The organism is Paenibacillus sp. DMB20 (genome assembly GCF_000987955.1).
Taxonomy (GTDB): Bacteria; Bacillota; Bacilli; order Paenibacillales; family Paenibacillaceae; genus Paenibacillus_AQ.
In genome coordinates, this window is sequence record NZ_LAZU01000012.1 from 14732 (window position 1) to 26683 (window position 11952).

General features: G+C 50.9%; 8 protein-coding genes, 1 pseudogene and 2 riboswitches. Of the genes and pseudogenes, 4 read left to right on the forward strand and 5 right to left on the reverse strand.

Annotated elements, in window-relative coordinates; all coding sequences use genetic code 11:
- Positions 1-248: 248 nt before the first annotated feature.
- Positions 249-1130 carry a sigma-70 family RNA polymerase sigma factor gene (locus tag XI25_RS03785; RefSeq protein ID WP_235439640.1) on the forward strand — a complete coding sequence of 294 codons (882 nt, stop codon included), beginning with the start codon at positions 249-251 and terminating at the stop codon, positions 1128-1130.
- Here XI25_RS03785 and XI25_RS03790 read toward each other — a convergent pair.
- The 5 genes from XI25_RS03790 to XI25_RS03810 form a co-directional block, all read right to left on the reverse strand.
- On the reverse strand, positions 1123-1569 hold the full coding sequence (locus XI25_RS03790) for a carboxymuconolactone decarboxylase family protein (protein WP_046677442.1): 447 nt from the start codon (positions 1567-1569) through the stop codon (positions 1123-1125). The genes XI25_RS03785 and XI25_RS03790 overlap by 8 nt on opposite strands.
- Positions 1570-1788: 219 nt before the next feature.
- The gene (locus XI25_RS03795) at positions 1789-2439 is read right to left on the reverse strand and encodes an anthrax toxin lethal factor-related metalloendopeptidase (RefSeq protein ID WP_046677443.1); all 651 of its coding nucleotides are present in this window, start codon (positions 2437-2439) and stop codon (positions 1789-1791) included.
- 61 nt (positions 2440-2500) lie between these two features.
- Positions 2501-2585: riboswitch (cyclic di-GMP riboswitch) on the reverse strand.
- A gap of 106 nt (positions 2586-2691) precedes the next feature.
- A riboswitch (cyclic di-GMP riboswitch) is annotated at positions 2692-2778 on the reverse strand.
- Between the two features lie 180 nt (positions 2779-2958).
- Positions 2959-3273 (reverse strand): DMT family transporter, encoded by a 315-nt coding sequence (locus tag XI25_RS03800; protein ID WP_046677444.1) that lies wholly within the window; start codon positions 3271-3273, stop codon positions 2959-2961.
- Positions 3273-3998 carry a DMT family transporter gene (locus XI25_RS34070; protein ID WP_235439641.1) on the reverse strand — a complete coding sequence of 242 codons (726 nt, stop codon included), beginning with the start codon at positions 3996-3998 and terminating at the stop codon, positions 3273-3275. Before XI25_RS34070 ends, XI25_RS03800 begins: the two co-directional genes overlap by 1 nt.
- Positions 3985-4770, reverse strand: a complete 786-nt coding sequence (locus XI25_RS03810; protein ID WP_046677445.1) for a MerR family transcriptional regulator — start codon at positions 4768-4770, stop codon at positions 3985-3987. The genes XI25_RS34070 and XI25_RS03810 overlap by 14 nt, the downstream gene beginning before the upstream one ends.
- Positions 4771-4920: 150 nt before the next feature.
- On the opposite strand from XI25_RS03810, the gene XI25_RS03815 reads away from it, so the two are divergent.
- The 3 genes and pseudogenes from XI25_RS03815 to XI25_RS03825 all read left to right on the forward strand — a co-directional run bounded on the left by XI25_RS03815 (position 4921) and on the right by XI25_RS03825 (position 11882).
- Positions 4921-5223, forward strand: coding sequence for an ArsR/SmtB family transcription factor (locus XI25_RS03815; protein WP_046677548.1), 303 nt, complete (start codon positions 4921-4923; stop codon positions 5221-5223).
- 144 nt (positions 5224-5367) lie between these two features.
- Positions 5368-6541: pseudogene (locus tag XI25_RS03820) on the forward strand (MFS transporter).
- A 349-nt stretch (positions 6542-6890) separates the two neighbouring features.
- On the forward strand, positions 6891-11882 hold the full coding sequence (locus XI25_RS03825; protein WP_046677446.1) for a pullulanase: 4992 nt from the start codon (positions 6891-6893) through the stop codon (positions 11880-11882).
- The last annotated feature ends 70 nt before the right edge of the window (positions 11883-11952 follow it).

The window sequence follows — 11952 nt, forward strand, 5'->3', positions numbered from 1 at the left end:
GCTTATCTATTACATGAGAAACGATTACGGATTGCATAGAATCGCGGTTGCTGAAAGCGATGACGGCGGGAAGACATCGCTGTACGCCAGGTGATTAAAGATGAGGGATTCGGCTATTCCCGTCTGACGGTTTTGGCGCAGGGCGAGATCGGGATTCTGCTGCGACCTGAGCTCGGATGTCACAAACGGTGCTGTTGAACTGTCTCCTTAGTATCACTACCGAAACAGGGTTAGGAGGAAGTCGGATCATGCTGGAAGAAACTTATGCAGAGTATAAGCCGAGGCTGTTCGGCCTTGCTTACCGGATGCTTGGAAGCGCGGCGGATGCGGAGGATATGGTTCAGGATGTTTTTGCACAGTATATGGTGATCGATAAAGACGAGGTGCGGAACGAGCAGGCGTATTTGATGAAAATGACGGCAAACCGCTGCATTAACCTCATTCGTTCGTCGCGGAAGCGACGCGAAACGTATGTCGGCCCCTGGCTGCCGGAACCCCTTCCGGATGCCGATAGGGAAGGACAGTCCGATCCTGCGGAGCGCCGCGAACAGGTCGGCTATGCATATTTGGTCATGTTACAACAGCTTACGCCGCTGGAGAGAACTGTATATATAACCAAGGAAACGCTGGGATTCGAGTACCGGGACATCGCGGAAATGCTGGATAAAACCGAGCTTAGCTGCCGGAAAACATTCAGCCGGGCCGGTCGAAAAATGAAAACATTATCGGGCGGGTCTGACGCTTTCCCTTCCAAAGGAGCCGATCCTGGAGTACAGGACCGTTTTGTGGAGGCTTTTTTGCGTGCTTCCGATACGGGGAATTTCAAACCTTTGGTTGCTTTTCTGATGGAGGAGGTCACGCTTGTTTCCGACGGCGGCGGAAAAGCCCGCGCGGCTTTGAACCCGATTCTTGGCCTCAGCAGAGTGCAGGCGTTCTTTGAGGGACTTGCAGCGAAGGGGCGGTTCCGGGAAGGCTTTGTACCGGCCGGCGTCAACGGAGAGCTTTGCCTTTTGCTAAAGAACGAGGGGCGGATTGCCTGGGCGATATGCCCGGAGTGGGAGCCTGGCGGCTCCCGCATCCGAAAGCTGTATCTCATCGTGAACCCGGACAAACTGCGGCGTTTTAATTGAAGCAGCCGGGGTACATGCCGGTGGATACGCCGATCCGGTTCCATGCGTTGATGATATTGATGGCCATGACGAGGTCGACGAATTGTTTTTCGTCAAAAAATTGCCGCACGCGCGCGTACACTTCGTCCGGAAGGCCGGATTCGTGAAGCTTGGTGACATATTCGGTCAATTCCAGCACGGCCCGTTCTTCTTCGGTGAAGACCGGGACTTCGCGCCATACCGGAATAAGCATCAGTCGCTCCGTGCTTTCGCCCATCCCGAGCAGATCTTTGGCGTGCATGTCGATGCAGTAGGAGCAGCCGTTGATTTGCGACGACCGCAGCTTAATGAACTCGTACAGTTTTGGGTCGAGGCCGCTGTTTTTGATGAACTGCTCCAACCCCAGCATCGTTTTGAAGGCATCCGCATTCGCATTTCTGTAATTCATTCGAAGTTCCATGAGTAAGGGCTCCTTTACGGTATGATTTGTTTGGTTCTCATGCAGTATGACAATCCGGCTTCCGGATTTGTGACGCAGAAACAGGAGTTTTTCCTGAAAATTGCATGTAAAAAATGCACCCCCTAGAATTCATTGGAATAACCAGGGGGGGTCCAATGTCTATTCTAAGGGGTGCACTTCATTTTCAGGGATTTTTTCATATTTAAACATCTGCAATGATCAATTGGCGAAAAGCTTGTCCATAAAAGCATGCGTCAAGGGGGCGCTTTTCTTCAGTTCTTCGCGTGTTGTTGAATTATACAGATACAAGCTGGCGGCCTCGGCGTAATATTCGGCGGGATAAGCCGATATGTAGCCATCCTGGCCGTAATTCGCGACAGCTTCTTTATTAAAAATATTCTTGAATTCTTCGGTATCGCTAACGCCGTTAAATACAAAACGGTCTACGGCGTGCAGCGTTTCATGAATTTCCAGGTTGAACGAATTGTGTCCCTTGCCCTTCTTGCTGTAGCCGATCCGAACGACGACAATTTTCTCGCTGACACCCGGGATGTCGTCCCAGGTCAGGCCGGTCCCTTCCCAGCCTCTGGGAGTGACGCCTTTCAAATAACTGAGTTCAGGTTCATTGGTGATGGTACCATTGACCAGTTTGATCTTTACGCCTTTATCATATAAAGTCGTCAGGATAGGTGCGGGGATTTTCTCAAGCCGCTTCATCATGGCCTGGGCTTCTTTTTCGTTGTAACTGCCGGCCGGCAGGACAACCAACTGATCGAGAACGGAATTTTCCGCATGAACCGTGTATGTAGGGAGAACGCTAACCATAATACAGAAGGCGAGTACGGTTAAAGCACGTTTCATCCACTTCATTTGCAATCATTCCTCCATAAGCCCAGGCAAGCATTCCACCGCTTGAAGCTGAGCTTAAAATATCGGTAACTGGCTAGCATAGCGAAATCGCGTTAGCTCCTATAGTTTTGCGCCACCATTTTTCAATGGATTTGCCTTTGTCAATACGGAGTTGACGGTATGCAATTGTTAAATGATGCAAAAAACACGAAAAACCCTTCTTACCGAAATAAGAAGGGTCACAAATAACAACGAAACACGCTGCGCTTCTATATCGGTAACTGGCTGGCATAACGAAAAATCGCATTAGCCCCTATAGTTTTGCGTCACCACTTTTCAGTGGTTTTGCCCTTATCAATATATTCATTTGGCAAATAAATCTATGAACTACCCTCATATTAAATCCGATAGATTTAATAGTCAAGAAGAAAGTCTAACCCTGTTGAATAAGGTTGTCTAGTGGCGAAACCGCTTATCCGCCCGTCATTACCGGAACCATCTTATCGGCATTCGGAGAGCGGGGGCTGCCCTCCAATGAAACTAACCCATCAGCTTCAAAGCCAGAACGCAGCAAACGACCCCTGCGATGCAAAATAGGCGCAGCGGGCTTTTGGACTCACGGTATAACAAGATTCCCACGATGGCCGCGCCGACGGTTCCGATTCCTGTCCATACCGCATAGGCGGTAGACAAATCTATTGTTTTCATGGCGGCGGTCAGTAGATTAAAGCTTATGACGAATCCGCCAATCAGGATCAAATTATTGGGCCAATTATTGTTCTCGGCTACGCGTTTTATGCCGATGACCCCGATGATTTCCAGCAATCCTGCAAGAATTAATAACCCCCACGCCATCAGCTATTCTCCTTTCGTCCGCCCGTCATCTTCAGCAGGATAATAAAGACAAGCAATAACAGAATAATCCCTACTTTTAAAGGCTGAATGGAACCTTCCAGAATGGCTTCCATGGCGACGAGCCCGACCGTTCCGATTCCGGTAAAGACGCCGTATACGGTGCCGATGGGAAGGACCCTGGTTGCCCGGATAAGCAGTTCGAAGCTTATTAGCAGTGAGACCAGGACGATGGCGGAGGGAATGAAGCTGTATTTCATGCCGGATGCCCATACAATCTCCAGCGCCCCACCGATGACAGTGAACGCCCAGCCTTTTCCGGTGCTTATGGGAGGCTTTTCTCGATCCGGGGAACCAAGCGAGGAATCAGCTTCGCCTTCTATATTTGAGCGGTTGTTGTTTTCCGGCACGGACATGCTTGAATTCCCGTCTTCCGGATGCAGCTCCTTATCCTTGCCGGGAAACAGGAGATAAATCAGATCGAAGATTCCATGAATAAGCAGAATCGTTTTCCATGTCTTGCTTATCCCATTGATCTTGTCATTCAAATAGATATCGATTCCGTGATTCCATAGGTTCAGGCTAATGTGCTCAAGGTAAGAGCCGCTCGGCAGTTCCTCTGCGGGGACAACCCCGATGTATAGCGCAAACAGCACATGCACGGTGATGAAGAGAAGGACGTGATAGATAAAATAGAAACCGAATCTTGGCTTCCTATGCCGGGTCATTGTTTGTTTCCCCCTCCGTTTGTTCCAAATAATAAGTTACGATCCGGTCCACGTAAGCCATGGTCTCGGCATCTAGGCCATATACATTCGGGGCCTCGCTCTCGGCCGGCCTGATTTTATCCCAATATTTCTCCATTAAGACCGAATCCCCCTGAAACATGTGATCGGCAATAACGAGAATTTGCTCCGCCAGTTCAAAAGATACAGGAGTATCGGCCGGCTCATGAACATGCTTCCGGACTTCCTTCAGCAACTTGGCCCACTCCTTGTTAATGGGATCCTCCAGGTCGTTGGTAGGAAGTTTTTCGATCTCCTCAGATGTAAAATGCTGTCGGCGCCATTTCCGGTAATCTTCCGGTCTTGCGTCCTGAAGTTCTTTGATGAATCTCATCATATCGTCGAGCTTGACCTCGTCATTCATTTCAATGGAGTACAGCGATCCTTGCAGCAGTTGTTCAATGCGGAAAAGCCTGAGCTGCTTTTGGCGTAGGGACTCGATCTGATTGGAAATGGCGTCCTTCCAAATATCCTCCCTCGTTCCATGGGCGGAGCTGAGGCTTTGCTGCCCCAGGATGCTTTTAATGGCTGACAACGAAAATCCCATTTCTTTTAAGACGGATATTTCCTGAAGCCTCAAAATATCGGAGCTGTTGTACAAGCGGTACCCGGTATGGGGGTGCCTGCCGGGATTTAACAAGCCCAGTTTTTCATAGTAATGAAGGGTTTTGACCGTAACCCCCGTCTTTTCCGATAGTTCTCCGACGCGATACATGCTAATTCCTCCTTATCAAAACCCGTCGTCTGCATTTAGATTAAAGCCTCCTCTATAGGGGAGGGTCAAGATTTTTTTGGTAAAAGGTATAAGCTTCACATCCAGCTAAGCAGAGTTGACATATCGATAATTCTCGATATAATGAATCGTATGAAACCAATTGACATTTTCAAAGCACTGTCCAATGAATCCAGGCTGCAAATTTTGCAATGGCTTAAGGAACCGGATCTGCATTTTACGCCCCATGAAGGGATTGATATGAACGAAACCGGGGTATGCGTAAGTCAGATTACGCAGAAATTGAACATGACGCAGTCGACGGCTTCCCAGTATCTTTCGATCCTTCAGCGGGCAGGTCTGATCAAGACGGAGCGGATTGGAAAGTTTACGTACTACAAGAGAGATGAAGAGGCCATTCAGGCCATGGTCGATTTTTGGAAACAGGACTTGTGAACCGATGGGCTGAATTCCGGATAGGAGTTCGGTTTCTTTTTCGCCATACAATTCGACAATTTGCGATATATGAATTTATTTTTGATACATCGATATATCGTAATGTGTCTTTATATAAGATCAGCAAAAAGGAGTGTATACAGTTTGACAAACACGTGGAAAATATACATTTTGGCGCTCGTTAGCTTTTTAGTCGGTACTTCGGAATATATCATATCCGGCATTTTGGATAAGATTGCAGATACGATGGGGGTTTCCATAGCTGCCGCAGGGCAGCTGATCACGATTTTTTCCTTGGTATATGGTATAGGGACACCTGTTTTAATGGCCTTGACGGCCAGTCTGGACCGGCGCAAGTTAATGATTTATGCCCTGGGTCTTTTTCGTCTTGGGGAATATCTTGTCCTTTGCCTTGCCGGGTTATGGGCTTTTTGTGGCCGCGCGCATCATTATGGCGCTGGGAGCCGGCATGGTCGTGGTGACGGCATTGAATATTGCGGCAAAGATTGCCCTTTCGGGCAAACAGGCAAGTTCGATCGCAACCGTCGTGATGGGATTTACCGCTTCGCTCATTATCGGCGTGCCGATCGGCCGGATCGCAGCGGAAGCGATGGGTTGGAAGTCGGTATTTGGCGGGATTGCCCTGCTTGGGTTGCTAGCTATGGTGGTAATGTACTTCGTCGTTCCGCAAACGAAGGGGGATGAGCCAATCCCTCTGTTAAAGCAGCTCGCGCTTCTGAAAAAAAAGAAAGTAGCCTTGGGATTGTCCATCACGTTCTTCTGGCTCGGCGGTTATTCTGTAGCTTACACCTATCTGTCACCTTATCTGCTGAACGTCTCGGGAATCGGCACCCATCTCCTGAGCGCAGCGCTGCTGATGTTCGGGCTTTCGAGCCTCGTCGGATCGAAATTCGGCGGCTACAGCACGGACCGATGGGGGGTTAACTTTACGCTCATCGGAGGCATGGTGCTTCATATTCTCATGCTTGTGATGCTTTCCGTGGTTACGGACTCTCTAATCGGGGTGCTGGCCATTCTCGTCCTGTGGTCGTTCGCAGCTTGGTCATCAGGTCCGACGCAGCAATACCACCTCACCACCATCGAACCTGAAGCGTCCGGCGTCATGCTGGGGCTTAATCAATCGATGATGCAGCTCGCCATGGCTGCCGGGGCCGGTATAGGAGGGATTGCGGTAGACCGGGTATCGCTCGCTTCGATCACCTGGTTCGGGGCGCTCGGGGTCGCCATCGCGATCGTCGCAGCTGTGGCATTGTCACGGTCACGGTCCGTCCGCAAGGACTCGTCGGTAAAAGCATAAGCACAGCTTTGCCTGCAACCCGTATGCTTACGGGACCGTTAATACAGTAAGATACAGCGGTTAGAAAAGTGTCGTGACCGCTGTTCTTTTATTTTTTATCGAATTCTGTTCATGTCAAAAATGAAGTTGACGCGCATGCGGCATATGAATAAAATGGTAGATGCAAACGTTTACATGAAATCGTTTTCATTAAGGGGCGGAAGATCACTTCGATAACCTATTCCTTTATGAATTTTCAAATATAACCGCCCCTTTAAAATTGAAAAGTTCAAACTCATTTATGCAAGCGTTTGCTCAAAGAACGGCACCAAACATACAAAGTACATCATTAAAGGAGGTTCAGTTTAAAATGAGAACGGCTGCAACAAGCAAGAGAACATGGTCCATCATCATCATGATTTCACTTGTATTTTCGATGCTCGGCATTCCTCCGGCAGAGGCGACTGCCAGCAGCGGTCCGAGCCAGGTTGTATTGGTCGGCGACCTGCAATCGGCATTAGGCCACGGCCAGGATTGGGATCCTGCGGCGGCGGCTACCGCCATGACCGATCTGGGAAACGGCGAATACCGTTTTACCGGGGTTTTGCCGGCAGGAACCTATCAATATAAGGTTGCCCTTAACGGCAGCTGGGATGTAAGCTACGGCTTCGACAAGTATTCGAATCAAAACGGAATAAATAAGGGCGGTAACATTCAAATTTCCTTGGACGAGGAAACCGAGGTAACCTTCTATTACAATCACAAAACGCTTCGGATTGCGGATTCTACATACTATACGCCCATAGCAGCGGACAAGCTTCCAAGAGTGATCGGCAGCTTCCAGACGGAAATCGGGGAAGCGGCAGATTGGTCTCCTGCGGATGCAAAACTGATACTGCAGGATCCCGATTATGACCATGTGTATTCCGTCAGCGCCGATGTTTACGCCGGGGATCATGAATATCAGATTGCTCTGGGCAGCGAAACCTCGGGTGGGGTATATCCGCCTGAACGGGAATCGCTGAAACTTTCGCAGGATGTGAAGGTAACCTTTAAATATAATGCCGAGGATCACGGCGTGGCGGCCGATTATACGGTTCCTGCGGATCCAACCGATCTGGTGCCTGCAAATCATGTACGGGTTCACTATTACCGGACGGACGGGAACTATCGCAGCATGGGGCTGTGGATTTTTGAAGATGTCGCGTCTCCTTCCGCCAATTGGCCTTCAGGCGCGACGCCGTTTCCGGACGGGCAGGCGGACGGTTACGGCGCTTTTGTGGACATTCCGCTAAAGGAAGCGGCGCAAAAAGTCGGCATCGTGGTTGTCGACCGCATGAGCGGCAATAAGGACGGCGGGGACAAGAAGTTTTCCATCGTCTCGCCGGAGATGAATGAAGTATGGCTTAAGGAAGGATCCGATACGGTTTACGCTTACGAGCCGGTAGAGCTCCCGGTCGATACGGTGCGGATTCACTATGCAAGAGAGGACCGCAACTATGATTCCTATGGTTTATGGTTGTGGGGCGATGACATTGCCGTGCCTTCCAATGGCTGGCCTACGGGCGCCACGATGTTTCCGAAAGGGCAAGTTGACCGCTATGGCGCTTATGTCGATATTCCGATGAAAACGAACGCGCAGAAAATCAACTTCTTGGTGCTGGATCCCTCAAAAGGCGATACAGGCAAAGATGGCGGCGATAAAAGCTTCGCGCTTCTGGACCGGTATCGGCATCTGTTTGTTAAACAGGGAGATAATGCCGTCTATGTGTCCCCGTACGGAGAAATACCGACAGGACTGGTCTCCGCCGAGGTGGTCGCACCCGGGAAGCTGCGGCTGGGTTACACGATGACGGACGGTTTGGATGCGGAGTCCTTAAAAACCGAACTTCATATCCGAAATAAGGACGATCGGGATGTCGCCATTAGCGGTGTGGACATTACGGGACCCGCAACGGTGGAAGTGACGGCCGGGTTTACGCTGGACGAGGTTCCATTAAAAGTCACGTACGCCGGAAAAACCGTATCCGCCTCCACCGGATGGAGAATGCTCGATGAAATGTACTACTATGACGGCGATGATCTCGGAGCAGCCTATCAGGCGGGAGGAGCCGAGTTGAAGCTTTGGGCGCCGACGGCAACGTCGGTAACGGCTAACGTCTATGACAAGGATGAGGCTTCGCGGCTTATCGGCACCGCCCAGTTGGTCAAAGGCGATAAAGGGGTCTGGTCCGTCCGTTTGAACCCGGGAGATCTCGGAATTCAGGATTTTAAAGGATACTTTTATCAATACGAAGTAACCAATAACGGCGCGACCAAAAAAGTACTGGATCCGTACGCCAAATCCATGGCGGAATTCAGGGTAAACACGCAAGGCGAATCCGGTCCGGACGGCGATGCCGTCGGAAAAGCGGCGATTGTGGATTTGAGCGGGACGGATCCGTCCGGTTTCGGTTTTGCTGAAATACCGGGCTACGAAAAAAGGGAAGACGCGGTCATTTGGGAGATCCATGTCCGTGACTTCACGTCCGATCCATCGATCGAAAATGATCTCCGCAACGCCTCCTGGGGATCCTACAATGCTTTCAAAGAGAAGCTCGATTACATCAAATCCCTCGGCGTAACTCATGTTCAACTGCTGCCTGTCATGGCTTGGTATTATGGGGACGAGGCGGCCATGAAGGAAAGGGAGCTGGAATATTCGGCACAGAACAACGAATACAACTGGGGTTATGACCCGCACGGCTATTTCTCGCCGGATGGGGCTTACTCCGAAAATCCCAAAGATCCAGAACTTAGAATCAGAGAGCTGAAAGCGATGATTCACGCCATTCACGAAGCGGATATGGGCGTCATACTCGACGTTGTGTACACGCATATGGCCAAGGCCGATTTCCTCAATGATATCGTGCCTAACTATTATGCTTTCCAGGATGCCAACGGCAATTTCATCGGAGGATTCGGCAACAACCTGGCCACGAACCACAAAATGGCCGAGAAACTGATGGTCGACTCCGTGAAATACTGGTTCGATGAATACAAAATCGACGGCATGCGCTTCGACATGATGGGTGACGCCACCTACGATGCCGTGCAAAACGCCTATAATGCCGCCGCGGCGATCAATCCAAAGGCGTTGTTTATCGGCGAGGGCTGGAGAACGTTTGGAGGCGCCGCAGCCGACCCGTCCCTTGCGGGAAAGGGTGCGGATCAGGATTGGATGGACAAGACGAATGACGTCGGCGTGTTTTCCGACGAATTCCGCAACGAGCTGAAGTCCGGTTTCGGCCATGAAGGCGAGCCGAGATTCATTACGGGCGGGGCACAGGATATCGATACCATTTTCAAGAATATCAAAGCACAGCCGGGCAATACTCCGGCGGACGATCCGGGCGATATGGTTCAATATATCGAAGCTCATGACAACTTGCCCCTGTATGATATTATCGCGCAGTCGATCAGGAAGGATCCTTCGATTCCGGCGAACGACCTGGAAATCCATAAGCGGATTCGGCTCGGCAACCTGCTCACCCTGACGTCCCAGGGAACGGCCTTCCTCCATGCCGGCCAGGAATACGGCCGAACGAAGCAGTGGCTTGGCCCGGGGGTGCCAGAACAGAAGTATCATGAATTAAAGGATGAGACAGGAAAAAGCTTCGGTTATTTTATCCATGATTCCTACGATTCCTCCGATGCGATCAACAAGTTCGATTGGCAAAAAGCAACGAATGAAGCGGCATATCCGCAGAACAATAAGACCCGGGAATACACGAGCGGATTGATTAAGCTTAGAAAATCGACGGATGCTTTCCGATTGGGCGATTCGTCCCTGGTTAATAAAAATGTGACGCTTCTGCAGATTCCGGAAGTAAAAGCTCAGGACCTCGTGATTGCGTACAAAAACGAGGCAACGGATGGAACCCGTTATTATGTTTTTGTGAATGCCGATAACAAAGCCAGAACCTTGACGCTGAACGAAGACTTGTCCTCCGGCAAGGTGCTGGCGGATAACGACGAAGCGGGCATGGATGGAGTCAAGGCGCAATCCGGCTTCACGCTAACATCCAATAGGATGGTGATTGAGCCTCTGACAGCCGTTGTCATTCAAATGAAGGCCGGCCAAAACGGAGGGAATCCGGGCGGCGAGACCGGAGGAGGCACGGGAGGTAACCCGGGAAGCGGAACCGGAGGAGGCACGGGGGGCAATCCGGGAACCGATCCGGTTAACGATCCAACCGTTCCTTCTGTTCCCGGCCAAAAAATAGTCAATGAAGAGGCGCTCCGAAGCGGCAAAGACAAAGTATCGGTACGGCTCGGAGCCCAGGAGAAAGAAGTGCTGCTTCCGCTTCAAGCCGGAGAAATATTGGGTTCGAAGCCGCTTGAAATTCAAGCGAACGGATTGGTTGTCCAGCTTCCTTCATCCGTACTGAAAGCTTTGCAAAAGCTGGTACCTGCGGGTCAGGCCAAGGATGCCGCCATTTCGTTCAAGGCGGAGGAAATCCCTTCGCAGGCAGCAGCGTCACTCATGGTTAAAGCGGAGATCTCCGAAAAAGCAAAGTTGAAACTGGGAAGCAAAATGTTCGCTCTCAACCTCTCCGTCAAAACGAAAGACGGCAGGGAGTACAAGCTTGAGCGATTTGCAGTACCGGTTACGCTTGAATGGGAAACGAACGCCGGAATCAACGGCAAATTCGCAGGAATTTACCACTTTTCGGACCCGGGCCGCATGGATTATGCCGGCGGCAAGCAGGATAACGCCCGCCTGACGGCAGCGGTTCGCCATTTCGGTAAGTATGCCGTGCTGGAATACGACAAATCGTTTGCTGATCTTACAGGCCATTGGGTTGAGACTGCAGTGAAAGAACTGGCTGCCAAACACGTCGTGAACGGCACGGGCGACATCAAGTTCAGCCCCGGCCTGAAGCTGACGCGGGCGCAGTTTGCGGCGATGCTTGTCCGGGCCTTGGAGTTAAACGATCAAGGAGACGCCGCGTTCAAAGACGTCGACGATAAAGCCTGGTATGCGTCGGTTGTTGCAGCCGCCGCACACCACGGATTGGTAAGCGGTAAAAACAAAGACACTTTTGCTCCGAACGCGGCCATTACCCGCGAGGAGATGGCCGTTATGCTCGTCCGTGCTTATCGGTTAAAAGGCGGGGAGGCTTCCTCCGCCGGGCCGGAGCCAGCCGTAACGGGCAAGGAGCAGGTTTCGCCTTGGGCCGTGAAAGAGGTAAACGAGGCTGCAGCCTTGGGCCTGATGAAAGGTCAGGGCAAAGGCCGATTCATGCCTAAAGAGGTCGCAACCCGCGCCGAGAGCGCACAGGCTGTATTGAACCTGATGAATAAGCTGGGAGCTGAATAGAAACGAGAATCATGTTTCCCGAGATCCCTAAAAGCAAAAGCGGCCCGTTTTCGCGGGTCGCTTTTTTTGC